Source organism: Sulfitobacter profundi (assembly GCF_042661425.1).
GTDB classification, from domain to species: domain Bacteria; phylum Pseudomonadota; class Alphaproteobacteria; order Rhodobacterales; family Rhodobacteraceae; genus Sulfitobacter; species Sulfitobacter profundi.
The window spans coordinates 1-24,787 of sequence record NZ_JBHSWA010000003.1; the positions used below are offsets into that span (position 1 = coordinate 1).

General features: G+C 59.7%; 29 protein-coding genes and 4 pseudogenes. 22 read left to right on the plus strand and 11 right to left on the minus strand.

The genetic code is table 11. The annotated features are described in order from the left end of the window. From ACFQAU_RS18245 to ACFQAU_RS18270, 6 genes and pseudogenes are all read left to right on the plus strand, one after another. Positions 1 to 231 (plus strand): annotated as a pseudogene (locus ACFQAU_RS18245) (SIS domain-containing protein); the annotation flags it as partial. Positions 232 to 241: 10 nt separating this feature from the next. Further along, the gene (locus tag ACFQAU_RS18250; protein WP_386284237.1) at positions 242 to 388 is read left to right on the plus strand and encodes a hypothetical protein; all 147 of its coding nucleotides are present in this window, start codon (positions 242 to 244) and stop codon (positions 386 to 388) included. A gap of 41 nt (positions 389 to 429) precedes the next feature. Further along, positions 430 to 738, plus strand: coding sequence for a hypothetical protein (locus ACFQAU_RS18255; protein WP_386284711.1), 309 nt, complete (start codon positions 430 to 432; stop codon positions 736 to 738). Continuing rightward, complete coding sequence (locus ACFQAU_RS18260) at positions 738 to 989, plus strand: hypothetical protein (RefSeq protein ID WP_386284718.1); 252 nt, start codon at positions 738 to 740, stop codon at positions 987 to 989. The genes ACFQAU_RS18255 and ACFQAU_RS18260 overlap by 1 nt, the downstream gene beginning before the upstream one ends. A 255-nt stretch (positions 990 to 1,244) precedes the next feature. Next, positions 1,245 to 1,415 (plus strand): LacI family DNA-binding transcriptional regulator, encoded by a 171-nt coding sequence (locus tag ACFQAU_RS18265; RefSeq protein ID WP_386284240.1) that lies wholly within the window; start codon positions 1,245 to 1,247, stop codon positions 1,413 to 1,415. A 68-nt stretch (positions 1,416 to 1,483) separates the two neighbouring features. Next, complete coding sequence (locus tag ACFQAU_RS18270) at positions 1,484 to 2,326, plus strand: substrate-binding domain-containing protein (RefSeq protein ID WP_386284725.1); 843 nt, start codon at positions 1,484 to 1,486, stop codon at positions 2,324 to 2,326. A gap of 247 nt (positions 2,327 to 2,573) precedes the next feature. Here the strand turns inward: ACFQAU_RS18270 and ACFQAU_RS18275 are convergent. The 7 genes and pseudogenes from ACFQAU_RS18275 to ACFQAU_RS18305 form a co-directional block, all read right to left on the minus strand. Next, positions 2,574 to 3,044, minus strand: a pseudogene (locus ACFQAU_RS18275) (DDE-type integrase/transposase/recombinase). An 85-nt stretch (positions 3,045 to 3,129) separates the two neighbouring features. Beyond that, positions 3,130 to 3,843, minus strand: coding sequence for an IS6 family transposase (locus ACFQAU_RS18280; protein ID WP_132445909.1), 714 nt, complete (start codon positions 3,841 to 3,843; stop codon positions 3,130 to 3,132). Positions 3,844 to 3,918: 75 nt separating this feature from the next. Then, a pseudogene (locus ACFQAU_RS18285) lies at positions 3,919 to 4,086 on the minus strand (integrase core domain-containing protein); the annotation flags it as partial. Further along, entirely contained in the window at positions 4,083 to 4,940 is an 858-nt protein-coding gene (locus tag ACFQAU_RS18290) for an AroM family protein (protein WP_386284244.1), read from the minus strand. The gene ACFQAU_RS18290 and the pseudogene ACFQAU_RS18285, both read right to left, overlap by 4 nt. Then, on the minus strand, positions 4,864 to 6,033 hold the full coding sequence (locus tag ACFQAU_RS18295) for a hydantoinase/oxoprolinase family protein (protein WP_386284247.1): 1,170 nt from the start codon (positions 6,031 to 6,033) through the stop codon (positions 4,864 to 4,866). The genes ACFQAU_RS18290 and ACFQAU_RS18295 overlap by 77 nt, the downstream gene beginning before the upstream one ends. A gap of 23 nt (positions 6,034 to 6,056) precedes the next feature. Next, positions 6,057 to 6,311, minus strand: a complete 255-nt coding sequence (locus ACFQAU_RS18300) for an ROK family protein (RefSeq protein ID WP_386284250.1) — start codon at positions 6,309 to 6,311, stop codon at positions 6,057 to 6,059. Next, positions 6,308 to 7,429 (minus strand): DUF917 domain-containing protein, encoded by a 1,122-nt coding sequence (locus tag ACFQAU_RS18305; RefSeq protein ID WP_132445900.1) that lies wholly within the window; start codon positions 7,427 to 7,429, stop codon positions 6,308 to 6,310. Before ACFQAU_RS18305 ends, ACFQAU_RS18300 begins: the two co-directional genes overlap by 4 nt. Positions 7,430 to 7,809: 380 nt before the next feature. Between ACFQAU_RS18305 and ACFQAU_RS18310 the strand changes: the two genes are divergently transcribed. The 7 genes from ACFQAU_RS18310 (at position 7,810) to ACFQAU_RS18340 (ending at position 14,338) form a co-directional block, all read left to right on the plus strand. Beyond that, positions 7,810 to 9,387 carry an ABC transporter substrate-binding protein gene (locus ACFQAU_RS18310; protein WP_132445897.1) on the plus strand — a complete coding sequence of 526 codons (1,578 nt, stop codon included), beginning with the start codon at positions 7,810 to 7,812 and terminating at the stop codon, positions 9,385 to 9,387. Between the two features lie 73 nt (positions 9,388 to 9,460). Then, positions 9,461 to 10,471, plus strand: coding sequence for an ABC transporter permease subunit (locus ACFQAU_RS18315; RefSeq protein WP_132445894.1), 1,011 nt, complete (start codon positions 9,461 to 9,463; stop codon positions 10,469 to 10,471). 10 nt (positions 10,472 to 10,481) lie between these two features. Further along, positions 10,482 to 11,381 carry an ABC transporter permease gene (locus ACFQAU_RS18320; protein ID WP_165935594.1) on the plus strand — a complete coding sequence of 300 codons (900 nt, stop codon included), beginning with the start codon at positions 10,482 to 10,484 and terminating at the stop codon, positions 11,379 to 11,381. Positions 11,382 to 11,388: 7 nt separating this feature from the next. Next, positions 11,389 to 12,393 carry an ABC transporter ATP-binding protein gene (locus ACFQAU_RS18325; RefSeq protein ID WP_132445891.1) on the plus strand — a complete coding sequence of 335 codons (1,005 nt, stop codon included), beginning with the start codon at positions 11,389 to 11,391 and terminating at the stop codon, positions 12,391 to 12,393. Continuing rightward, positions 12,386 to 13,390: an ABC transporter ATP-binding protein gene (locus ACFQAU_RS18330; RefSeq protein ID WP_240791638.1), complete on the plus strand. Its 1,005-nt coding sequence runs from the start codon at positions 12,386 to 12,388 to the stop codon at positions 13,388 to 13,390. Before ACFQAU_RS18325 ends, ACFQAU_RS18330 begins: the two co-directional genes overlap by 8 nt. 43 nt (positions 13,391 to 13,433) lie before the next feature. After that, positions 13,434 to 13,781, plus strand: a complete 348-nt coding sequence (locus ACFQAU_RS18335) for a LysR family transcriptional regulator (protein WP_386284259.1) — start codon at positions 13,434 to 13,436, stop codon at positions 13,779 to 13,781. Next, complete coding sequence (locus ACFQAU_RS18340) at positions 13,778 to 14,338, plus strand: LysR substrate-binding domain-containing protein (RefSeq protein WP_386284263.1); 561 nt, start codon at positions 13,778 to 13,780, stop codon at positions 14,336 to 14,338. Before ACFQAU_RS18335 ends, ACFQAU_RS18340 begins: the two co-directional genes overlap by 4 nt. Positions 14,339 to 14,560: 222 nt before the next feature. On the opposite strand, the pseudogene ACFQAU_RS18345 reads toward ACFQAU_RS18340, so the two are convergent. From ACFQAU_RS18345 to ACFQAU_RS18360, 4 genes and pseudogenes are all read right to left on the minus strand, one after another. Then, a pseudogene (locus tag ACFQAU_RS18345) lies at positions 14,561 to 14,827 on the minus strand (transposase); the annotation flags it as partial. Then, a complete protein-coding gene (locus ACFQAU_RS18350; protein ID WP_132445885.1) occupies positions 14,733 to 14,972 on the minus strand; it encodes a transposase in 240 nt (79 codons plus the stop codon). The pseudogene ACFQAU_RS18345 and the gene ACFQAU_RS18350, both read right to left, overlap by 95 nt. A gap of 149 nt (positions 14,973 to 15,121) precedes the next feature. Next, the gene (locus tag ACFQAU_RS18355) at positions 15,122 to 16,435 is read right to left on the minus strand and encodes a type I glutamate--ammonia ligase (RefSeq protein WP_386284268.1); all 1,314 of its coding nucleotides are present in this window, start codon (positions 16,433 to 16,435) and stop codon (positions 15,122 to 15,124) included. Between the two features lie 63 nt (positions 16,436 to 16,498). Beyond that, complete coding sequence (locus ACFQAU_RS18360; protein ID WP_132445882.1) at positions 16,499 to 17,350, minus strand: MurR/RpiR family transcriptional regulator; 852 nt, start codon at positions 17,348 to 17,350, stop codon at positions 16,499 to 16,501. A gap of 171 nt (positions 17,351 to 17,521) precedes the next feature. Here ACFQAU_RS18360 and ACFQAU_RS18365 point away from each other — a divergent pair, with 171 nt between their 5' ends. From ACFQAU_RS18365 to ACFQAU_RS18405, 9 genes are read left to right on the plus strand one after another with little or no spacing between them, the layout of a single operon-like run. Further along, positions 17,522 to 19,279, plus strand: coding sequence for a branched-chain amino acid ABC transporter ATP-binding protein/permease (locus tag ACFQAU_RS18365; protein ID WP_240791637.1), 1,758 nt, complete (start codon positions 17,522 to 17,524; stop codon positions 19,277 to 19,279). After that, positions 19,276 to 20,430 (plus strand): ABC transporter substrate-binding protein, encoded by a 1,155-nt coding sequence (locus ACFQAU_RS18370; protein ID WP_132445876.1) that lies wholly within the window; start codon positions 19,276 to 19,278, stop codon positions 20,428 to 20,430. The genes ACFQAU_RS18365 and ACFQAU_RS18370 overlap by 4 nt, the downstream gene beginning before the upstream one ends. A gap of 12 nt (positions 20,431 to 20,442) precedes the next feature. Next, a complete protein-coding gene (locus ACFQAU_RS18375; RefSeq protein WP_120352517.1) occupies positions 20,443 to 21,159 on the plus strand; it encodes an ABC transporter ATP-binding protein in 717 nt (238 codons plus the stop codon). Further along, positions 21,156 to 22,052, plus strand: a complete 897-nt coding sequence (locus tag ACFQAU_RS18380; protein WP_240791636.1) for a branched-chain amino acid ABC transporter permease — start codon at positions 21,156 to 21,158, stop codon at positions 22,050 to 22,052. Before ACFQAU_RS18375 ends, ACFQAU_RS18380 begins: the two co-directional genes overlap by 4 nt. 2 nt (positions 22,053 to 22,054) lie before the next feature. Then, on the plus strand, positions 22,055 to 22,822 hold the full coding sequence (locus tag ACFQAU_RS18385) for an N-formylglutamate amidohydrolase (RefSeq protein WP_120352515.1): 768 nt from the start codon (positions 22,055 to 22,057) through the stop codon (positions 22,820 to 22,822). A 1-nt stretch (position 22,823) separates the two neighbouring features. After that, complete coding sequence (locus tag ACFQAU_RS18390; protein WP_120352514.1) at positions 22,824 to 23,462, plus strand: cysteine hydrolase family protein; 639 nt, start codon at positions 22,824 to 22,826, stop codon at positions 23,460 to 23,462. Then, on the plus strand, positions 23,459 to 23,617 hold the full coding sequence (locus ACFQAU_RS18395) for a hypothetical protein (protein ID WP_206054320.1): 159 nt from the start codon (positions 23,459 to 23,461) through the stop codon (positions 23,615 to 23,617). Before ACFQAU_RS18390 ends, ACFQAU_RS18395 begins: the two co-directional genes overlap by 4 nt. Before the next feature lie 35 nt (positions 23,618 to 23,652). After that, positions 23,653 to 23,946 (plus strand): aminotransferase class III-fold pyridoxal phosphate-dependent enzyme, encoded by a 294-nt coding sequence (locus ACFQAU_RS18400; protein ID WP_386284289.1) that lies wholly within the window; start codon positions 23,653 to 23,655, stop codon positions 23,944 to 23,946. A gap of 5 nt (positions 23,947 to 23,951) precedes the next feature. Further along, positions 23,952 to 24,776: an aminotransferase class III-fold pyridoxal phosphate-dependent enzyme gene (locus tag ACFQAU_RS18405; protein ID WP_386284292.1), complete on the plus strand. Its 825-nt coding sequence runs from the start codon at positions 23,952 to 23,954 to the stop codon at positions 24,774 to 24,776. Positions 24,777 to 24,787 lie beyond the last annotated feature (11 nt).

Genomic DNA, 24,787 nt, shown 5'->3' on the forward strand with positions numbered 1-24,787 from the left:
CTCGAAGACCGCGCGGAAGCATTCTTGCTACGTTTTGGCTCTCCAGAAAACATCCTTGTGGTCGACGCGACTAAGTTCGACTTTGCCGGTGTTGATGAGATGTTTCGTGGCGCGCTGGCACCCTTAGTGTTCTTCGATACGCTGTGGCGTTTTGCTTACCGTCTGGCGGACCTGCGTAAACATGAGATGATGGAAGCGCGGCGCTATATGAAAAAGCTCAATGACTATTGAGGAGAGCCGAATGCGCTTTGCCGATGCCGAAACGGTTCACCATAATTTGGACTACACTTATTTGATGGATGCCTTGCAAGCGGCTCATAGAGATGCACCGCCCACAGCAGAGCATATGGTCTGCGACGAGCCTGGGGAGGAGAAAATCTCTTTGTGACGCTGGTGGGGTGGAGGCGCGCCGGAGGTATTGCAGTTAAAATGGTCGGGGTGTTTCCGGAAAACCTGTCCCTTGAGCCGCCACAAGCTTCTGTTCAGGGGCTTGTAGCATTGTTTGATCCTTTCACAGGTGCCCCACAGCTGGTGGCTGATGGGGAAGCGATGACCTTCCGCAAGACTGCAGCTGATTCCGGTTTGGGCGCGCGGCTTTTGTCACGTGAAGACAGTGAGACATTGCTTGTGGTGGGGGCAGGGGGCTCGCGCCACGTTGTGAAAGCGCATCTTGCTGCACGTCCTCGCTGCGGAAAATCCGGGTCTGGAACCGAACCCAAGAGCGCGCGGAAGCGCTGATAGAACAGCTTAATATGCCAGATTTGGATCTGAGGGTGGCGCATGATTTAGACAGCGCTGTGTCAGATGCTGATATCATCTCTTGTGTGACTATGGCTCAAGAGCCTCTGGTGAAGGGCGAGCTTTTGAAGCCCGGTACGCATCTTGATCTTGTTGGCGCCTATCGACCCGACATGCGGGAAGCCAATGATGCTGCCATGGCGAGAGGCACTCTCTTTGTCGATTGTCGCGATGGGATGAAAGGGTGGTGAGCTTTCCCGGCCTGTAGATGGAGGCGTGATCACTTGGGAGGATATCAAAGCTGATCTCTACGAATTGGTTCAAGGTCACCACCCTGGTCGGCAAACTGAAGAAGAGATCACCGTGTTCAAGAATGTCGGTGGGGGCACCTTGACCTGTTTACCGCGATCGCTTTGAAGCACCGCTTAGAGTGAGATGTAGACAATGCGTGTGCATGTCCGTCAACTTAGATTAGCTAGACGGTATCGTTTGCGAGCAAGGATTATATGAAGGCCCGAAAAGTCACCATAGTTGAGGTCGCGAAAGGGGCGGGCGTCAGCACTGCAACAGCTAGTCGTGTGCTCGGCAAGTATGGCTATGCCGGGGGGACCAAAGAACGGGTGCTTGCTGTTGCGACGAAGCTTGGCTACCAGCCAAACAAAATCGCCCGGGGCTGATCACAGGTCGGACCCGGACAATTGGGGTCATTGCGGGTGACATTTCTAGCCCCTTTTATGCTGCTGTCCTGCGCGGAATTTCGGATGTCGTGGAAGGCCATGGTCTTGGTATGTTGATCACCAACAGCGACGAGACGCTTGATCGTGAAGTTGCAGCGACCAAACTGCTTCGAGAAAATCAGGTCGATGGGCTGATCGTTTCGCCCTGTGACGTTGCTGACTCCCCGCATCTGCGTGAAGCCGTGAAAGCAGGTATGCCAATGGCTCTGATCGACCGAAAGGTAAGGGGACTGCTCGTAGACACAGTGGCCGTGGAAAACGTTCAAAGTTCGCGAGATGCTGTAAGGCGTCTTTTGATGGCAGGCCATCGCCGGGTGGGAATTATCGCAGAATTAGCAACCGATGAAACCCGGCTGAAGGACTTCTTAGCAGCTGCTAAAAATCAGCCTCCCGAGGGGCTGCAGCTGCTCTCTACGAGCTGGCAGCGCCTCGCAGGATATTTAGAGGCGCATCGCGCATTTGGGTTGGAGGTTGACCCTAACTTAATCTTGGCAGTGAATGGGCACTCTGCGCTCGCGGCACAAAACGCAGCGTTGGTGGCATTAACTAAAAACCCGCGGCCGACTGCATTGTTTTGTGCAGATGGCTTGATGTCGGTGGGGACTATGGCCACGATTTCCGCCAAAGGGCTTCAGGTTCCAAGTGACCTTTCGATGATTTGCTTCGATGATCTCGACTGGATGACATTTGTTGGTCCTGGCATTGATGCGATCGCGCAGCCAAGGCGCAGGCTTGGACGAGCAGCGGCGCGTCTTTTGCTCGCGCGAATTGGTGAGGCACAAGGTGCGCCGCGCGACATTCGGCTTTCGCCTCGGATGATCGAACGGGGATCACTAAGGTCAATTCGCTAAATGATGTCGTAGTGTTGATTGTCACTGATAACCCCGGGAGCGCGGACGAAAAGTTGGGATTTTTTGGAGATAGTCCATGTATCGCTACGAAGAGCGAATGCGCGCGGTTAAGCTTTAGGGATGAATGTCGGCGACTTTAGCTATTCCGCGGATGGCCTTTTGGAAACGATCTTTACAAAGACGGTACTGTTTAAATGCGGCTTGTGCCGCCCATGAAAGGGTTTGGTCGGCACCTGCCTCACGCCCGTCAGGCGGTCATTTCGAGCGTGTAGTCATTCCAAAGGTCGAAAGCAAAGGATCCGGCTTGGCGGTACGATGTGGCTAAGAGACGATAGCGGCGGGCACGAAAGATTGTGCTGATCTGGTCAAGAGCCGCCAGAAATCTCTGCTCCTGCCTAGGTGACTTAAACCGCCCCATAAGTTTCTCTCGCTTTCGGGTCGATCGATGCGATCCTCCCATCGGGTTGTTAAAGCGCTTGTGCGCGCGATGCTCCGCGTCTGTTGCCAGATCACAGATCGGTTAGAAATAGCTGCGCAATTTGTCCGTGATCACGGCACGAGGTTCACCGAACCGGGCGATTAGCCTTGCAAGGAAACGCCTTGTAGCTTTGGCATTCCGCTGTGGCCGAACGAGAATATCAAGCACGCTGCCGTTCACGCCGACAGCGCGCCAGAGCCAGTATTTTCTGGCGATGACCGTGACCTCGGAGAGAACCATGACTCCGGACGGACATATCGCACCCCCCTTGACATGGCATCGTCAACTTATCGGATCTTGCTGAAAAGGAGCCACACCGCCCTGGTCAAGCGGCCATCAACACATATGTGATGTCGTCCCAAATGCTGTGAGCATCTGAGCGAGATTGTCGATAGGCAGGGGCGGACAGTTTGTGGCGGCGAGGGCGAAATACGGTTTGGACCTGATCGTGGACAGACAAAAAGAGCTGTGCTTGGCCGGGCGATTTGAAGCGGGCCATAATCTTTTCTCGGCGCCGCGTCGGTCGATGTGAGCCTTCTGATCTGTTGTTTAAGCCCTTATGCCTGCGGTGGTCGATGCTAGGCGCGAGGTTTTTCAAAGCCGCACTATAGCTGCCGAGCTTGTCCGTGATCACAACGCGCGGTCGCCCATATTGCTTGAATAGCTTGCGGAAAAAGCGTTTCGCTGCGCGCGTGTTACGCCGAGATTGAACCAGAATATCAAGAGCGTCACCATTGCTGTCGATCGCCCGCCAAAGCCAGAATTTGCGCCCGCGGACAGGAATGACCACTTCATCAAGGTGCCATTTATCAGACGGCGCAGGCCGATCCCGCCGGATGGACGCGGCATACTTTGTACCAAATTTGCCAACCCACTTCCGGATCGTCTCATAGCTCACGATGATGCCGCGCGCCGCAAGTAGATCCTCGACATCGCGCAGGCTCAAGGAAAACCGAAAATAAGACCAAACCGCATATGCAATGATCTCAGGCGGGAAACGGTGGCCTTTGAAGGCACCGGAATGTTTGGCTTTTGTCATGTCGGTCGGTACGATTTCAGGTCACGCCCCGCAAGTTGACGATGCCTTCCGCTGACCTGCTCCCCGATGAGTCGGCTAATTTAGGTTAGCTCTGTTCAGGTTTTGGCCCTCTTCTGACCGGTTAGCATATTCTGCTGGCGTCAGGCTAGCGAGGCTTGTGTGTGGGCGGTTATGGTTGAAGTCGGTGCGCCATGCCGCGATCAACTGGCGGGCATGGCGGAGATTGTCGAACCGCTCGTTCATAACCCGCCAAGTTCAGCCGCGAAACGGGCGCAGACCGATACGGCCAATAGGCTCTGACAGCCATGGATGGTGCATGCAAGGTCGCGGGCGTGGCTCGTATAGCTGATACAGTCATGAACCACGAGATCGGGTGCATGTCCGGCCATCTCGCGCGCTGCTGCGGCGATAGTGTTGTCGTCTGCGTCCGGCGCCAGAGCCACGGTAACGCATTCTCGACCCGGCCGCTCCCAGCGATTGCGGCATTCCGCGGCCTGCGCGGCCATCGGAATGAAAACGCCGAGCCGTCCTTTTCCTGGCAGGCAGCCATCGACCGCCCCGGCCATTAGGTCCGAGGCAAAATGCACGCCCGGCGTCGCCAATGTGGGGAACTTGCCGGTGCAGCAAACCACCGAGACCGCGGCGCCGATCTCGTTTAAGTCGGCAAGGCGCTGTGCCATGCCTTCGGTGACAGCGGCCTTGCTGATCAAGACCGACCGACCGTCGGGCAGCGTGGTGTAAAGCGTATCCGCGTCCCCAATCGGAGGGACGGCAGCGATGCCTGCCTCGTTCAGATGGTCCAGCGCACCCATGACGCACAGCTTGGCCCGATCGCCGATCACCTGAGCGAACTGCGCCTGCAGGTCGGGGCGCGGCGACTGCCCTATTACCAGCAAGCCGACCAGCGAGCGAGTCATGCCGACACCGTGCCTTTCAGTGCGGCGGCATCTCCGACGACCCTCACCCGGGTGCGGATCGCCCGGCCTGGCAGGTAGGAAAGCGGCAGGTCCTCGACCTCGATTACCTTGATCGATCCTTGTCGGCCCCGGCCTCGATCGCCGCGGCAATTGCATCGGCGCGCGCGGCGGCAATAGCATCGTCCCGCTCCATGTCGCGATAGATGCGATCGGTTTCGCCCGAAATCTGCGCCATCGCGGCACCGACCGCATTTGCGACGCCGTTGTGCTCGACATGCACGACCTTCGATATGCCGGGCATGGTTTCGGGAATTAACATCGCACCGCCCCCGGCGGCCAGCAGTGGAATCTCGGTGGCGTCTGTCTTCATCCGGTCAACCGCCTCGGCGATCCGGTCGTGCATCACCGCCAATGCCCTGCTGACGAAATCTGCGGACAAGCCTGCGACGCGCGACTTGTCACCGATGTCGATCAGCCCCGCCGCGACGGCGATGTCGGTCGCGGTCACCTGCTCGCCGCCAAAGACCAGTGCCTCTTGCCCCAGCCGGTAGCCGACCGATTCCGGGCCCACGCTCAGCGGATCTCGCGTCACCTTTGTGCCACCGCCAAGTGCGACGGACAGAAGATCCGGCATTCGGAACAGCGTACGCACGCCGCCGACCTCGACCACGTTGTTCGCTTCGCGCGGGAAGCCGTTAACGAGGCAACCGACATCCGCGGTCGTGCCACCTACGTCGCAGACCACCGCGTCCTCAATCCCCGCCAACAACGCTGCGCCGCGCATCGAGTTAGTGGGACCGGACGCAAATGAGAACACAGGATATTCGCGCGCCGCGTCGGCTTTAACCACGGTGCCGTCGTTCTGGGTGATGAACAGCTGCGCCTCGATCCCGCTGTCTCTAACCGCATCGACAAAGGCGCGGGTCGTCTCGCGAGCCAGCCCGATCAACGACGCGTTCATCAAAGCTACGTTCTCGCGTTCCAGCAGGCCGATCCGGCCAAGTGTCGAGGACATGGTGACATGTACATCGGGCGCCTCGTTCCTGACGATTTCGGCGGCGCGTTCCTCGCATTCCGCGGTCAGCGGCGAGAATGTAGCTGAGATTGCGACCGCCGGAATGCCATCCGCAGCGATCTTGCGTGCGGCCTCGGCGACGGCGCGTTCATTCATTGGCACGAGCGGGCGGCCATCGTATTCGTGCCCGCCCTCGACCAAATAGACACCGCCATTGACCTTGGCGGCCAGATCGCGCGGCCAATCGCAGAATGGCACTAGGCTGGCCGAAGCCGGCAGCGCTATGCGGATCGCTGCGGCGCGGCCTGATTGCGCCGCTCGACGACCGCATTGGTGAAATGGGTCGTCCCAATCATTACGGCGATGGTGTCCTGCGCCGCATCGCCCGCCTGCGCCAGCAGGTCGTTCAGCGCGGTGCGTACGCCCGATGTCACATCGGCGGTGGTGAACGTCTTAACCGATGCCAGCACCCGGTCGCCATCCAGAAGGGCCGCATCCGTGTTCGTGCCGCCGACATCGATACCGATACGCTTCATGTCCATGACTCCTCAAAAACCGATTTGAAATCCAGATCGAACCCAAAGGCTCGAGGACCGACAGCCGCAATTCCCTGGTCGGTTAGGAACACGGCAGGTGCCGGCAGAGCCAGCACGCTGACCCGCTGGCCAAAGCGCAGGACATCGGTGCCGATCCCCTCCCCTGAAACGCTGTCGAGCAGACAGATCAGATCAGGTGTCATCACCACCGGTTCGCCATTCAGATAGGCGACCGAAAACTCATTCTGGAAATGCACGACCATCTCGTGACCTGCGAAATCGTGCAGTCCCTCGATCACCGCCTTGCCGCGCAGGAACCCTTCGGTGGCGCGCCTATCGACATCGACGACCTTTCCCTGGAACATCCTCTTGCCGCTGGCAGCCGACAGAACCGCCTCGATCGGGTCGGTATGGGCGGCACGGGCCTCAATCACCCTGCTGCCAAGTGCGATGGCGTTTGACACGGAATATAGAACTCCGTGCTGCTTAATCTCGGCTCCGGTGCGGGGCGCCTTGCAAGTAGCGGCGACCGATCCGATTTCGGTGCAGGCCTTACGGCTGATCCGCTCCATCCAGCGCCAGGATGCGGCGCGCGGGATTATGATTTCGTTATCTCGGATATCGGCCATCGTCAGCGGATAGCAACGCAGGCCCGCCACCGCCACCGACGTCATCTGCGCCTCCGGATAGGCGCGGCCCATGGTGTCGGCATCAACGACTGGATAGCCCGTCAGCGCCGCTATCTGCATTGGATGCATGCCGTTGCCGCCGCCAATCTCGAGCGACATAATCGCGTCGAATTTGCGGCCCATGTGCTCTTCCATCATTCGCACGGGTTTCAGCGCGAATTCCGGGTCTGCCAGCCGTTCCTGCCCGACCAGAGGGGCGCCCATGTTCGACACGACGGCGATCACCGCGTCATCGTTCAACGTCATCGGATCGATCAACGTGACCTCGCGGCCCGCCTCGTAGAGGATACGCATGTTCAGCAGCTTGTGATACGGATCGCCGCCGCCGCCGGTGCCGAGGATCCAGGCACCGACTGCAAGCGCCTCGATGTCATCGGCTGACAGAATCCGGCTTGTCTGGCTGGGTGCCCTTTGGGTCTGAGTGGTCATCACGTGTCCTTTCGCACCGGGCCGCCCCGCGCGGACGCGCAAGGAGGTGCCGGCCTTCGGTTGGCCTTTGGCACTGATTACCTTCGTCCACCGGGTGGTTCGCAAATAGCAATTGCGTATGGATCCTATGCGCCGCGCCTATCCCGCAGTCCGGTCGCGACGACGGATCGGGCTGGGATGCCATCGCAGGCATCGAATCCACCCCGCAAGCCTAAATTTCCCGGCACGCGCATAGTTTTCACAAATGTCCGCTATCAGGAATCACTCTTTTCCTCTGCTCCCGCATCTGAATTGATGGAAAGGCACAAAGCCTGTCCGTCAGAAGGATGGAGGCATTGCCACCGCCCGTTCCGGGCGGGGCGACAGCGGGGAGATGAACTATGAAATTCTGGAAGATAACTTCGGCACTGGCCCTATCGCTCGGAGTCGCATTGAGCGCCCCGGCCGGGGCTGTGGAGAAACGCGATGGCAAGTTCTGGATGGTTCTCGGCGGCCGCCAGCCTGTATCGCACGTAGATCCGGGTCAGGCCTATGACTACGCCGTCCGGATGATGACCCAGGCGTTGTATGACGGCCTGGTCAAGTACTCGGGCGACCCGCCGAAGGTGGAACCGTGGCTTGCGACTGACTGGACCACGTCCGATGATGGGCTTGTCTGGACCTTCAACCTCGCCCCAGAGGCGAGGTTCAACAACGGTGATCCGGTAACGGCAGATGCGGTCGTCTACTCCTACCAGAGGGTGCTTAAGTTGAACGAAGGCGCTGCCTGGATGCTGTCTGACGTGCTAAGCGCGGAAAACATCAAGGCCTTGGACGAACATACCGTCGAATTCACGCTGGACCGGCCTTATGCCCCGTTCCTGTCCTTTCTGCCATGGTGGTTTATCGTCAACCCGGCCGAGGTCGAGACGCATGTGACTGATGAAGATTACGGCAAGGCATGGCTTTCGGAAAATGCGGCTGGCTCCGGTCCTTACACGCTCGAGAAATTCGACCAAGGAACGGCCTACTGGCTCAAGCGGAACCCCAACTACTGGAAGGGCTTTCCCTATGATGACGAAAAAATGGGCGGGGTTATCTATCGGCTGATCCGCGAAACCTCGTCGCAGCGCGCGGCGCTGCTTTCGGGCGAGGCGGACATGGTGACCGACCTGACGCCGGAAGAGCTCGATATCGTCGGCCAGCGGCCCGACATCAATGTGTCATCAACTCCTGCGCTGACGTCCTTTGGGATCAAGATGAATACCCAAGGGCAATACATGTCGGACATCAATCTGCGCAAGGCCGTCGCCTACGCGTTTGACTACGAAACGTTCGTGCAGGTTTATAACGGTAACGCGACGCTGCAGACATCGGCATTCACCGACGCGATCAAGGGCAAGGTCGAGATCGATATGCCGCGCAAGGATATGGAAAAGGCCCGCGAATACCTGTCGAAATCGCAGTGGCCGGATGGTGGGATCACGCTGGAATACGTTTATGTCCAGGGTCTGGAACAACAGCGCCAGATGGGGCTCGCCCTACTGAACAGCCTGCGCGAGCTGAACATCGAGCTCGAGATGACACCGCTGACTTGGCCGAATATGGTTGCACGCGCGGCTGACGCGGGCGAAAGCCCTGATCTGATGAGTATTTTCACCACGCCGGTGTCGACCGACCCGGATGCGGTCGCGGTCCAGTATCATCCGTCCTCGCAGGGCAAATACTATGGCTCGCACTTCCTTGAGGACGACGAACTGATCGAGATGATCGAAAAAGCCCGCAAACTGTCCGATTGGGACGAACGCGCGCCGATCTATGCAGAGATCCAGCAACGGATTGTGGACCTGCAGCCGGAGATTTTCGGTATGATGCGTCAGCGCATGTTCGCCTACAAAACCTACGTCAAGGGATACGAGGACAGCCCAATCCGCATGACCAGCGAGGTGGATATCTACCCTCTCTATATCCAACCCTGACCCTTTCGGGGTGGGCAGAAAGGGCGCTGCTGAGTCGGCGGCGCCCTTAATCACACGACAACCGGTAGTGCCAATGCAACGATTGATCCTTAAACGACTAGGCCTGATGGTAGTCATGCTTCTGGGGCTGGCGGTTATTACGTTTACCGTCGCGAACATCGCGCCGGGCGATCCAGCGCGGCTGGCCGCGGGGCCTGATGCGTCACCGGATATGGTCGAGAAAATCCGCGTCGAGCGCGGTTTTGACCGCGCATTGCCGGTGCGCTTCGGGCTTTATCTTGGGCAACTCGCACAGGGCGATCTGGGCACATCCGTCTATACCGGACGTCCGGTTGCGCAGGATATCGCTGTATTCCTGCCCGCAACGATCGAACTGGTCCTCTTCTCGATTTTGATCGCCGTGGTCCTTGGTGTGCCATTTGGTGTGCTAGCAGCGGTTTGGCAGAACCGCCTGCCCGACCACGCAATACGGTTCCTTTCCGTTTCGGGTGTCGCCCTGCCGATGTTCTGGCTTGGGCTGATGCTGCAATGGTATCTATCGCTCGAACTGGGGTTGTTCCCGCTTGGCGGGCGGCTCGGAATCTTCGACGATGTGCCGACTACGATTACCGGAATGATATCGATCGACGCGCTACTAGTCGGCGATCCGGCGACTGCCGGAACGGCGCTGATGCACATGGTCCTACCTGCGACCGCGCTCAGCTTTCCGGCGTTGGCAGCGATTATCCGGGTCAATCGCGCCGAGATGCTGGAGGTGTTGGGCCGCGACTACGTTGTGAATGCCCGGGCGCAAGGCATTGGGCCGTTCCGGATCATCGCGATCTATGCATTGAAAAACGCCATCCTGCCGACGCTGGCGATGATCGGGCTGCGGTTCGGATGGATGCTGGGTGGCACCGTGCTGGTCGAAAGCGTGTTCGACTTTCCGGGCATCGGGCTCTATGCCGCCAAGGCCGCCATTTCTTCCGATTTCGAGCCGATCATGGCCGTGACACTGATCCTCGGTGCCGCATTCATGCTGACCAACCTGCTGATCGATCTGATGTACGCGTTGCTCGATCCGCGCGTACGCAACCAGATATGAGGAGACGGCAATGACCGATGCATCGTTAGAATCCGGCCCCGTGGCGATCCGTGAGCCAATGCGTTTCCGCGAGACACGCCGGGCGATCCGCACCTATTCGAGAAGCTTCTCCTCGATGCTGGGCCTCGTGATCGTGATCGTTTTCCTATTCATTGCCGCCTTCGGGCCATGGCTTGCGCCCTATCCGCAGGACGCCTACGGCGCGGTCGATTTCGGGGCCAAGTTGCTACCGCCTTCAGCCGAACACTTGTTTGGCACCGACCAGGTGGGGTCCGACATCCTGTCGCGGGTGCTGATCGGCGCACGCACCACATTGCAGATCGGTGTAACTGTGACTGGTATCGCCATCCTGATCGGTGTGCCGCTCGGGCTGATCGCGGGAATGACGAGCGGCTGGATATCTGAAGGGATCATGCGGGTCACCGACATCTTCCTGTCCATTCCAGGGCTGATCCTCGCCATTGCCATCGTCGGTGCGCTCGGTCCGGGGATCATCAACGCGATGATCGCGCTGTCGCTGGTCTGGTGGCCGGGTTACGTGCGCCTCGTTCAAGCCAAGACACTCAGTCAGCGCAACGAAACCTACGTGGATGCCGCCCGCGCACTTGGAGCGGGCCCATTGCGGGTCGTGTTCGTGCATGTTCTGCCGAATTGCCTGTCACCGATCATCGTCAAGGCGTCGATGGATATGGGCATGGCAATCCTCGGAGCTGCATCACTCGGGTTCCTCGGTCTTGGCGCGCAGCCGCCCTATCCCGAATGGGGCGCTATGATCTCGACCGGGCGGGCCTATCTGCCGGACTGGTGGTGGGCCACATTCTTTCCAGGGCTAGCGATCTATTTGACGGTGCTGGGGTTCAACCTGATGGGCGACGGGTTGCGCGACGTCTTCGACCCACGACAGAGGTAAGCAGAGCATGACCGACCATCCGCTTCTCGACATCCGCGATTTCTCGCTGGTCTTCGACACATTCGACGGCACCTACCATGCCATCGACGGTGTGAACCTGTCACTGCAGCGGGGAGAGGCGCTAGGCCTCGTCGGCGAAACCGGCTGCGGCAAATCGGTACTAACACGCGCCGCCTTCGGCCTGGTCCCGTCGCCGCCCGCACGCATTACTGGCGGATCCGTGCAACTTCAGGGGCGTGAGCTTCTGGGCCTGTCGGATCGCGCTCTGCGACAGGTGCGCGGGCGTGAGGTAGCGATGATCTTTCAGGATCCGATGACCTATCTCAATCCGGTGTTTCGGGTCGGTACGCAACTGGTAGACGCGATCCGCGCACAGTCGGGCGGGCAGACTAAACGTGACGAGGCAAAAGCGATCGCGCTAGACATGCTGGAAAAGGTCCAACTGCCGAACCCCAATCGCCAATTCGCCGCCTATCCGCACGAATTGTCAGGCGGAATGCGCCAGCGGGTGCTGATCGCGATGGCGCTGGCGGCGAAACCGAAATTGTTGATCGCCGACGAACCCACGACCGCGCTAGACGTGACAATTCAGGCGCAGATACTCGATCTGATGGCGGAACTCGTCGCCGATATGGGACTGACAATGATCATGATCTCGCATGACCTGGGGGTCGTCGCTCAGGTCTGTTCTCGAATCGCTGTCATGTATGCTGGCAAGATCGTTGAGGATGCGCCGGTCGCGCGAATATTCGATGCACCAGCACATCCATATACCAAAGGCCTGCTGGCCGCCCTTCCGCATCCGTTCCGCCGGCAGGACCGATTGGAATCGATCCCCGGCACCCTCCCGGACCTCCTGCACCCACCGGCGGGCTGCCTGTTTGCAGCGCGATGCCCACATGCGGCACCGATCTGCGCCAAGCCTGTGCCGATGCGCGAAATCGACTATTCTCACCGGGTCGCCTGCACCCTCTACGACCCTGCCCGCGAGAAGGACCGCGCCGATGCTTGAGCCGATCACGACCCGCCCGCCCGACGGCCCCGCGATGCTGTCGATCCGCGATCTGGACGTTCATTTCCCGCTGGCCAACGGGCAACTCGTGCGCGCCGTTGAACAGCTTTCGCTGACCCTGCGCGCAGGCGAGACTGTGGGGCTTGTCGGCGAAAGCGGATCGGGAAAGACGACCGTGGGCAAGACCGCACTGCGGCTGGTTAAACCGACCGCCGGGCACATCGAGATCGGCGGAATGGACGTGATTGACGTCTCGGCCCGCGACCTAAGGAAACTTCGGCAAAAGGCGCAGATCATCTTTCAGGATCCGCATTCGTCGCTGAATCCGCGTATGACCATCCGCCGCGCTGTGTCCGAGGGGCTAATCCTAAACACCGACCTACGGGGTCGTACCCTGCGCGACCGAGTGTCGGAAACGTTAACTTCTCTCGGCCTGCCGGCGCAGTTTCATGATCGCTATCCACACGAATTGTCGGGCGGGCAGAAACAACGCGTCTGCATCGCCCGCGCACTGGTGCTAGATCCGGATCTTCTGGTGCTGGACGAACCGACATCGGCGCTGGATGTGTCGGTACAAGCGCAGATCCTTGGCATCCTCAAAGATCTGCGCGACACCCGGCCGTCGCTGACCCAGCTTTTCATCTCGCACAATCTGGCCGTGATCCGGTTCCTGTGCGAAAGGGTCGCGGTGATGTATCTGGGTCGCATCGTCGAGGAAGGACCGGTTGAGCAGGTGTTCGACGCGCCCGCTCACCCCTATACCCGTGCTCTGCTGTCAGCCGTGCCGGTGCCCGAAGCGGTCAAGCGACCTGATCGGATGCGCCTGAGCGGCGACATCCCCAGCCCTACTAATGTTCCGAAGGGCTGTGCCTTTCACACTCGTTGCCCGATCGCGGAAAAGGGGTTGTGCGACACGACGCCGCCGCCCGCCCTGACACCCGGGCCCGGGCGCATGGCACTTTGCCACTTCGCCGACAGAACGACGGAGCAAACATGAGTTTCCCCTTGATCGGCTGGCGCTGCAGCTCGACTGGAACCTGTTGCTGACATTCATGGTCATCGTCCAAGAACGATCGATCACCGGCGCTGCGCAGCGGTTGAACGTGTCGCAGCCTTCGGTGTCGTCAGCTCTGCGCCGGCTGGAGGAACGGCTGGACCAGCGGCTGATTGACCGTGGAGGCGGACAGGCATTCCGCGTAACCCGGGCGGGCGAGGCCGTCTATCGTGAAGTGCTGGAAATTTACGGCGGCGTCGTTCGGCTGAACGATCTGACTGCCGATGGTGGCAGAGCGCTGTCGGGAACGGTGGTGGTACACCGGTCTTCGCATTTGGAAATGGACGACATAACCCCCTGCTGGAAGAGTTTCGCCGCCAGCATCCCGACGTGACGCTATTGCTTCGCTCTACCCCCTGTCACGAGGTAGCACAGGCGTTGCAGCAGCGCGCGTCGTCAGTTGGGTTCTGCACGCGCGTGGATCCGACGATTCACCGGTTGCGCGCACAACCGCTGAAGCCGCTGGAATTCGGTGTCTATTGCGGCCCCGAACACCCGCTTTTCCGCCAGAAGGAGATCGACCCCGCGATTCTCGCTGCATCGGATGTGGTCGGCTATGAAGAGGACCGAATGGCGGGCGCGCTCTCCACGCTGACGGTATGGCGGGTGCGCCACGGGATCGGCGACCGCTTCATCGCTGCCGCCACCGGTATCGTCGACCTATCGGAACTAATCGAAAGCGGCACCGCCATCGGTTGCATGGCCCGGGGACACGCGATCCGCTATGGTGCGAGACTCTGGCAGATCCCGGTGCCGGTGTCGCCGCCGCTGGTGGACGTATTTTCGTTGGTGGATACGGAGCGGCACATGACCCCGGTGGAATATGAACTGCTGAAATTCCTCGAAACAGCCGGAATGGTGACGCTTCCGACACGCCGTTCTGATATCTGAGGCGGAGCTTATATCAGTCGCCCTGTATCAGCGCGGGTCTGGCGCTGTGCATGCTTCTGTCCGTGATCTGCGTATTGCACTCATATGATGCGGTTGGCTTTGGCTCGGGAAAGCCCATCTCCGTTGCGGCTTCAGGTTCAAGTTAGGATTTCTGTCGGCTTTTCCCTAACCACGTCCCTTCAGGGGCGCCTTCCTTGCGGAAGGATTGGTGTTCCTTGGCTGTCAGGCAGTTCTAAACTCTGTGCCGTCCATCCACTTCCGATGCATGATGACGGCCAATTTCCTCGCGAGGGCGATTTTGGCGCGCTTTGCGCCACGTCGAGCGGCAACGCGCATCACCCATGCCTTGAGCGGGATCCACCGGTTGGTTCTCACCAGCATCACATGCGCCGCTTCATAAAGCGCAGCCCGCACACTGGCATCGCCAGCCTTGGTGATCGACGTGACGCGATCCGTTTCGCCGGATTGATATCGTCGTGGCGTCAGGCCAAAATGGCTCGTCCGCATCCGGCGCGAGTAGCAACAGCTTTCCTTGTTCGGCCTGTCGGCGCCACGCCGATAGCTGGTTCGGAAGAATGCCATATCGCTCTGCGACAGCGTTCACCGTTGCACCTACCTCAAGCGTGTCCGCCACCGCCTGCGCCTTCGCGGTGTCCGACTATCGGCGGTGACCCGACGCATAAATCTCAACTCCCAGTGATTGGAGAAACGAATTTGTAGCGCACTTTGCGAAACGCACTACCCATCATAAGATGGGCTCGTTCTCGCAGCTCGGATCACACCCTACAACGCGCCCCTGGGCCACCGCTGACACATGTTCTCCGGCATGCAGCGCCTGACGGTGGGGTACGCTTCATTAGTAAACTTCTTCATAGGCGACACAGCGGGTGGCGGTGTCTTTACCCTCAATGCGGCTAGCTCGCCGCGTTTGTGGGCGGTATAGACAGCGGCGAAGTCGGCCGGGAACCATCCCCGCACGGTTGCATTGTCTTCAGATCTTTGCAGAGCTTCAGTCAGGGTTTCAGGCAGCCGTATATAGCCGCGCTCTGCTAAGGCATCGGCGGAGAGGGTGGACAGGTCTTCTTCTGTGACCTGCGGCGCGGGCAGGGCATCTTCGATGCCCTGCGCCCCGGCATGGATGATCGCCGCGAGGGCAAGATGCGGTGAGGCGGTGGCATCGGCGGCGCGGTATTCGAAGTTATATTGCCGCGCGACGCTGGAGCTGTCCTGCGCCGTCACCGGACAAATCCGCACTGAGGCTTCGCGGTCACGGAAGCCCAGGTTGTTGTAGGCGGCGGACCAACGGTGCGGCGTCAGCCGCAGGTAGGACACGTCCGAGGGCGCTGTCAGTGCGATGATGCTGTCGAGGTATTTTAGCACCCCAGCGATGAATGCGCCGGTAGCCTGCGACATTCCAGCGACGCCCTGGGCGTCATAGGTGGCCGGCTCGCCGGCGTCGTCGAGAAAGCTCAGATGGATGTGCACGCCGTTGCCAACGCCCGCAGGATTGCGGATCGGGGTGAAAGTCACATCTTCGCCCAACCGTTGTGCGGTCATCCGCGTGACTTCGCGCAGAATAACGGCCTGATCGGCGGAGCGGTGGTCCTGCGCCGGATCATTGGTAACTTCGAACTGGTTGGCACCGTATTCTTTCATGAAGGTGTCGGCCCCCAGTCCGCTTTGACCGAGCGCGGCCATTAGCGTTTCGCCGAAAACCCGGCGTTCGGAGAACACCGAATGGCCAAAGGCACCGCCGGGTTGATCGCCGCTCGTCTTGAACTGGAATTCGTGCTCAAACGCGGAGACGAGCCTGAGGCCGCTCGCATCTTTGAGCCTTTTTAGCGCGGTCTTGAGCAAAGAGCGCGTACAGAAATCCCAGGGCTTGCGGTCGAGATCCGTGATGTCGCCCAGCATGATCCGCTCAACCGGGCCGCCGTCTTCGAAATCAAGCTCGACGCCGGCCTCTTCGTCGGGGATCAGCAACAGATCGCCTAGCGAGCCGAAGGGGCTTTCCGCGATAGTATCGAAACAGGTGATCATCACGTTGGTCGGGGTCCAGCCGACGCCTCGTTTGGCGCGTTTGGCAAGGTCTGCCAATGGGAACGCCTTGCCGCGAGTTTTGCCGGCCAGGTCTGAGGTGGCGGCGAAAATCAGGGGGTCTTAATCATCTTTGATAACTCCAAAATCCAACCGGAAGGAATCCCATTCCTCGATCCGGCTTTTCGTGAGGTCCCAGTTGTCGCCCGCGATGCGCGTCAACAGGGCCTCGAGCAGTGCCAGGGCACCGGTGTAGCTGTCCCACAGGGTGCTGACGTCAATTGAGGCGGCGAGGACTTCGCTGGCCTGTGCTGAAATCGGTGAGAGCCATTCATCGGTCATCAACACGATCTGAATATTGCGTGCCTGAGTAGCCTTAAACGTCAGCGCGGCCAGATTGTGCTGGTAACGCCGGAAGTCGATCACGAAGAGCACGTCTTTAGCGCGCATTCGCAACAAGTATTCCGGCCAAACGTCGGGATCGGGAGGCAGATGGAACACCTTGGCGCGGATCTGGCGTAAGTGGCGCGAGAGATATTGCGCTAGCGGGTCGCTCATCCGTCCGCCGATCACAAAGATGCTGCGTTTCTCGTCTGCCAGCAATGCGGCAATGCGTGCGAACTGAGCTTCGGACACTGCTTTGTTTGCGCTTTTTACAAGGGTGCAAACCCGCTCGAGAAAATTTTCTAAAAACGCACCTTCAATCGGGGCGCTAGACGCCTGTAGGTCAACAGGGGAGCGCTGGCCCTGTTTCAGCTCGCCGATCAGATGGCGCTGGAAATCTTGATAGCCGTGAAATCCCAGCTTGCTGACAAAACGTGAGATCGTGGGCGGCGAGGTGTTGGTGGCGCGAGCGAGTTCCTGGATTGGTTCCAACCCGGCAAACGGATAGTCAAGCAAGAGTGCGGTCGAAAGCTTGCGCTCAGTCGCGGTTAGATCGCCCGACAATTTCTCTATGCGTTCGCGAACTTGCATCGACTCTCCTTTTTCAGAGAAGGAAGCATTTATGAAAAGGTCTTGTCAAGGATGGTAATATCGTTGACTTTGAAAAAATTCGGTCACTATGCTGGCCGAAATTGAACTGCGAGATTCGATATGATCACTGCACCACGCAAGCATATATTTGCCTCAGTTCTGGGGATTGTCGTGCTTGTTATCGCGGCAACTCTGATCGCGTCGTCGATTGGCGCGGCGAGTGAGCGGATGCTGACCGTATTCTACATTGCGCTGATTGCGGTTGCCGGCATGGGGGTCTACAGCGGCAATTCCGGCATCCTCAGTTTCGGGCATCTCTCGTTCATGGCGATCGGAGCCTACGCGGCCTCTTTGCTGACGCTTCCGACGCAACTTAAGATCGCGACGCTGCCGAAATTGCCTACCTGGCTCGCGACAACGGAGGTGGGGATTTTCTCTGCGACGATCGTCGCGATCTTGCTGACATGCGTGGTGGCGGCGGTCGTCGGTCTGGCGATCGGCAAGTTAGAAGGGTCGGCTGCGGTGATCGCGACGCTGGGGCTTTTGATCATCGTGCATGGGGTCGCCATTGGCTGGCGCGATGTCACCCGCGGATCGCAAACGTTCTTTGGCATCCCCGCAGTCACCACGCTTTGGGTCGCGGCTGGGGGCGTGGTGCTGGCGTTGATCGTAGCGCGGCTGTATCGCGATTCAGTGTCGGGACTGCGGCTACGGGCCGGACGGGAAAACGCCATTGCTGCCAGTGCGGTAGGAATTCGGATCCGGCGCGAGCGGCTGTTTGCCTTTGTGCTGAGTGCGGCCCTCATGGCCTTATCAGGCGCTTTGCTCGCGCATTTTCTGGGTGCGATCAGCCCCAAGAAATTCTATTTCACCGATACCTTCCTGTTGCTGGCGATGCTGATTGTCGGCGGCATGACGACCGTTACTGGGGCAATAACCGGTGCAGTGGCGATCACGCTGGTGACCGAGGTTCTTCGCCGGTTCGAGAGTGGGTTCTCCTTGGCCGGGCTTGAGGTTCCAGCGGTCTTTGGCACCACTCAGATTGGCATCGGCCTGATCATTCTTTTCGCGATGTTCCGCAAGCCTGACGGTTTGGCGGGCCTGAAGGAATGGGAGGAACGGCTGTTCCCACACCGCCCTATGCCTGAGGAAGAATCCAAGATTGCAAAGAACGCGAGCACCGAACCGTTGGTGGCCAAGGGCATGACCATGCAGTTCGGCGGGCTCACGGCGGTGAATAATGTGGATATAACGCTGACTCCCGGCGAGATTACCGGGCTGATCGGGCCGAACGGATCGGGCAAGACGACGCTGATGAACATGCTGTCAGGAGTGCTGGTGCCGACCAAGGGTGAGGTTCACCTTGGCTCTGAGGCGCTGACCGGGCTTGCGTCGCAAGACATCGCCGATCATGGCATCGCGCGGACCTTCCAGAATATCCGACTGTTCGAAACCTTGAGTGTGTTCCAGAACGTGCTGGTGGCGGCACTGTCGACACGTGGCGGGCACAACGCCGAGGCCCGCACACGCGCCGCGCTGGAACGGATGGGCGTGACCCGCCATGCGAACGCAGATGCGGGTACGCTGTCTTATGGCGATCAGCGACGGGTCGAGATTGCCCGCGCGCTGGCTTGTGAGCCGTCGTTGCTGTTTCTGGATGAGCCGGCGGCGGGGATGAACCGCGATGAAACCGATGACTTGATGGAAACCCTGCGCGGTCTGACCCGTGATCTCAGGCTGGGGATCTTGCTGGTCGATCACGATCTGAAACTAATCAACCAGCTTTGCGACCGGTTGGTGGTGCTGAACGAAGGGCACAAGATCGCCGAAGGGACCCCGGCAGAGATTCAGAACGATCCGGCCGTAATTGAGGCCTATCTCGGCCCAAAACAAGAAGACAACGGCAACCAACTGGAGGAAGTTCAATGAAAAAGACAATACTTGCATCAACCTTAGTGGCGGCGGCCCTTGCCGGACCGACCTTTGCTGAAACCCTGAAGATTGGGCTGGCAACCGCTCAGACTGGCGGATTGGCGGGCTATGACGGGCCGGTGATCGAGGGCGTGCATATTGCTGTGGACGAGATCAACGCCGAAGGCGGGATCAACGGCAACATCAAGATCGAACTGGTAGAGAAAGACGTGCGCTCGGATGCAGCGCAGACCGCCATCGCAGTGCAGGAACTGGCCGACGAGGGCGTGTCAGTGATCGTGCTGCCGTGTGACGCCGACCCGGCGCTGGCCTCGATTGGGACAGTGACTTCAGCGCAGATTCCAGCGATTTCGACCTGTGCTTCTTCGCCCACCCTGCCGATGATCGGCGGCGGCTTCATGTTTGCCAACTTCCCCGGCGACAACGTGCAAGCCACGGTGTCCGCCGAATGGGCGCGCGAGCAGGGCCATGAGACAGCCTATATTATCTATTCGCCAGACAGCCAGTATACCACCATGCCGCTATACTTCAGCGACGTGTTCGAGGCTTTGGGCGGCGAGGTTCTCGGCCAGGACACCCATTCCATCGGTCAGCAGGATTTTTCGGCGATTGCGACCCGGATCGCGGCGCTTGATCCGCAGCCCGATGTCATCATGACCTCATCTTACGAGCCCGACTTTCCGTCGATGCTCAAGGCACTGCGCGCGGCGGGCGTAACCAGTCAGATGATCGGTTCGGACGGCATCGACAGCCCGACGACCTTTTCGTTGGGCGATGTCGGCGAGGGGGTGGTGTTCACCACTGCCGGACATGCAACCGAGGGCAACCCGCTGGCTGAGTTTAACGCCAAATATGAGGCCGCGACCGGCAGCCCGTCGGAAACCGTGTTCAATGCCGTGGGCTATGATCTGGTGATCGTGGTCGCCGAGGCGGTCAAGGCGGCGGGGACAACCGATCCGATTGCCATCCGCGATGCCCTGGCCGAGCTGGAGAACGTGCGCGGCGCGACCAGTCTGATCACCTACAAAGGCACCAACGGCATGCCAGTGCGCGAGGTGACTCTGATCCGTGTCACCGATGGTGAACGTGAGCTTGTGGGCCAGCCGAGCCCGACCGCTGAGCTGATTCCAGCACCGCGGATGCAATAAGGGTCAATGGCCATGACATCGCTTCTATCTGTCCAGTCCCTTGCGGTCAGCTACGGCCCGATTGAAGCGGTGCGGGGGATCGACTTTGAGATCAAGGAAGGCGAGATCGTGGCCTTCCTTGGCGCCAACGGTGCGGGCAAATCCTCGACCTTGAATGCACTGGTGGGGCTGGTGCCCGTGGCCAGCGGCGCGGTTTATTTCAAGGGCAAAGACATCACCGATTGGGCGCCGGAATTGCTAGCGCCGGCGGGAATGACGCTGTCGCCTGAGGGGCGGCGGGTGTTTGGCTCCTTAAGCGTAGCGGAAAATTTGCGGATGGGGGCCTTTGCGATCACCGACAAGGCGGCGGTCAAGTCCGCATGGGATCGGGTCTACGACCTTTTTCCAATTCTGCACGAACGCCGCGACCAGTTCGCGGGTACCCTGTCGGGAGGGCAGCAACAGATGCTCGCCGTGGGGCGGGCGCTGATGAGTAATCCCAAACTGTTGTTGCTGGACGAGCCCTCGCTGGGGCTCGCGCCGAAGATCATCGGGCAGGTGTTCGAGCTGATAGAACGGCTGCGCGGGCAGGGCGTCACGCTCGCGGTGGTCGAACAGAACGTCGCAATGGCGCTTGAAGTGGCTGACCGCGGCTATGTCTTTGCCAATGGCCAGATCGTGGCCGCGGGCAGTGCCGCCGATCTGGCGCAGTCCGACACCTTAAAATCTGCCTATCTGGGAGGCGAATGATGGACTTGCTTTTGCAACAGACGGTCAATGCCTTCGCCTTGGGCGGCACCTATGCGCTGCTGGCGTTGGGGCTCGCGGTGGTCTTTTCGATCATGGGGCTGATTAACTTTGCCCACGGTGAATTGATGACGATTTCCGGCTATACGCTGATGTATTGTGGCATTGCCGGTGTATCGTTCCTGCTGGCTGTGCCGTTGGCGATTGCGGTGGCGATGATCGCCGCAGTGTTGATGGAGCGGATCGCCTTCCGCCCCGTTCGCAACAGTTCCGGCGCGACGATGCTGGTGACCAGCTTCGCGGTTTCGATGATCTTGCAAGTGCTGTTCCAGAACCTGATCTCGACCCGGTCGCAACCGGTGATCTTGCCGCAGGTGCTTTCGGATTCCATCACCCTTGGTGGGTTGGTGATCGGGGTGAACAAGATTGCGGCGATCGTGGCGACGATCGTGATGCTGATCTTTCTCGATATATTCATGAAGCGGCAAAAGACCGGCATCGCGATGCGGGCCGCGGCCGAGGATTTCAACGTTGCGCGGCTGATGGGCATCCGCGCCAATACGGTGATCGCGGGCGCCTTTGCCCTGTCGGGGCTGCTGGCCGGGGTGGCGGCGGTGCTTTGGGTTTCACAGCGATCTTCTGTGGCACCGCATATGGGCTTCCTGCCGGTGGTAAAAGCCTTTATCGCCGCGATCCTTGGCGGGCTCGGCAGCCTTCGTGGGGCTGTGGCAGGAGGGTTCTTGTTGGGGTTCATCGAGATCTATCTGGCCGCCTTCCTGCCGCCGGCGATGCAGGAATTCCGCGACCCCATTGGGCTGAGCATCGTCGTGCTTGTCCTGCTGTTCAGGCCTAACGGATTGATCCCGGCGGCTTCCCTTAAAAGTGTAAAGGTTTGACGATGACGCTGGACACGACACGGCCCCTGCTGGGGGCGGATGATCCCGCCCCGGTCACGGTGCTCAATCCCGATAGCAACCATCCGGTGCTGCTGGTGTGCGAACATGCCGGACGAGCGGTGCCGCAGGCGCTGAACGGGCTTGGTATGAAGGCGGACGACCGCGACAGTCACGTGGGCTGGGATATCGGTGCCGAAGCGGTGACACGGCTGATGGCCGAGACGCTCAACGCGCCGGCGGTGCTGCAATCCTACAGCCGCTTGGTGATCGACTGTAACCGCCCGCCCGAGGCCCCCGATGCGATCCCGGAAAGCAACCATGGGGTGTCGGTGCCGGGCAACCGTGCACTCGACAACGCAGCCCGCGTCGCTCGGGTGCGGGAGATTTTTGAGCCTTTCCAGGAAAAGGTTGCGGAATACCTGCGTCAGCCGTCGCGCCGGATGGTGCTGGCAATCCACAGTTTCACCCCGACATTGGGCAAGACCTCGCGTCCTTGGGAAATTGGTTTTCTGTTCCGACACGAGACCCATGCCTCGACCCATTTGGCGCGATTGGTTCAAGAGGCGCGACCCGAGTTAACCATCGGCATGAATGAGCCCTATCAGATTGACGACGAGTCCGACTGGTTCGTGCCCCAGCACGGCGAGGCCAGCGGTCTGCCGCATTCGCTAATTGAAATTCGCAATGACCAGATCAGGGATTCCCAAGGCCGGGCGGCTTGGGCAGAGACCCTAAGCACAGCCATTAACCGCTATCTCAAGGAAGTCTAACATGACGTTGACACGCAATGTTCCCCTCGTTCCGGCGCAATCGGCGCTTTTGTACGTGGATGTCCAGAATTTTTCGGCTCATCGAGACGGTGCTGAATTCGACGGCCTGACTGAGGAAGAATTTCAAGCCAAGCACGGCTGGCTGTTTGAACAGCTCGAAGAGGTGATTCCGCGGATGCAGGCGCTGCAAAAGGCCTTCCGCGAAAAGCAGATCGAAGTGATGTACACCACGATCGAAAGCCTGACGCTGGACGGGCGCGACCGCAGCCTTGATTACAAGATCACCGGCTTCAACGTGGCCAAGGGCTCATGGGATGGCAAAGTGATCGATCAGATTGCGCCGGGCGAGGACGAGATTGTGTTCCCGAAATCCTCCTCCTCTGTCTTTGTTTCGACCCATATCGACTATGTGCTGCGCAATCTGGGTGTAAAGCAACTGGTGATCTGCGGGTTGCTGACGGATCAATGCGTTGAAGGTGCGATCCGCGATGCCTGTGATCTGGGCTATCTGGTAACCCAAGTGACCGATGCCTGCGCCACCGAAAGCCAGGCCCGACAGGATAATTCGATTTCTACCATTAAGGGGTACTGCCGCCAGGTGGCCACGCAAGAACTACTCGAAGAGTTGAAGGCCCTATGACCGACGTCGCCCTGATCGCGCGGGATGGGGCCGCATTGTCGGCATTGCAAAAACTTCGGTTTTTTCCGCTGGCTGTCACGGGCGGTTCGGGCTGCACCCTGATTGAGGAGGGCGGCCGCGAGCTGCTTGATCTGTCGGCGTCCTGGGGGCTGTAAGTCTTGGTCATAGTCATCCGGCCCTGCGCGCGGCCGTGGATGGTGCGCTGTCGGATCAAGCGGGTGCGTCGATCCTGTCGGGAACCAACGAACCGGCGGTGGCGCTGGCTGAACGGCTATTGCAGCTGACCCCGGGGGCGGGGGAGCGACGGGTCTGGCTGGGGCATTCTGGCAGCGATGCCAATGAAACCGTGGCACGGGTGGTGCCGGCAGCAACCGGGCGGACGCGGATGATGGCGTTTTCCGGCGCCTACCACGGCGGAACGCAAGGCTCGATGGCGGTTTCCGGACATACCGCGCAAGAGGGGTCGCGAAATCAGGTGGCCTGACATTGGTGCCTTACCCCGATCCATTTCGGCCCCTTGAGGGTGATGCCAGCGGCGCCGCGTTGCTGGCGCATATCGAACATTTGCTTACCACCACTTGCCCCGGAGAGGACGTGGGTTGTTTCTTTATTGAACCGATACAGGCCGACGGCGGGTTGATCGTGCCGCCTCCAACTTTCCTGAAGCGTCTGGCAGAAATCTGCGAGCGCTACGGCATCCTGACCGTCTGCGACGAGGTCAAAGTTGGGCTGGCGCGAACCGGCAGGCTGCATTGTTTCGAGCATGAGGATTTTATGCCCGACATCGTGGTTCTGGGAAAAGGGCTGGGCGGCGGGCTGCCAATCTCGGCAGTGATCGGGCCGGCCGAAATTATGGATCACACAACAGCGTTTTCAATGCAGACGCTCCATGGCAATCCCGTCTGCGCTACAGCGGCGCTGGCGGTTTTATCCGCGATTGAAGATAACGGTCTTGCGGCTCGGGCGCAAAGCGTGGGCGATGTTCTGATGGCCGAGATCGCCAGCGCGACGGCGCATCTGCCGCAGGTTGGCGATATCCGGGGCCGCGGCTTGGCCATCGGCGTTGAGCTGATAGCTGCGGATAGCAACGCGGTTGATGCGGACTTGGCCCGAAAGACTGTGTTCCGGGCTTGGCAACTGGATGCGGTGTTCTACTACGTCGGGATGCATTCGAACGTGCTGGAACTGACGCCCCCTTTGATCTTGAGCGAGGCTGAGGCCAAGCGCGGCGCAGCGATCTTGGCGCAGGCGGTCGAAGACGCGTTGGCAGGACGGGTGAGCGATGCTGAAGTTGTTAGGTTCGCTGGCTGGTAACAACACAAACT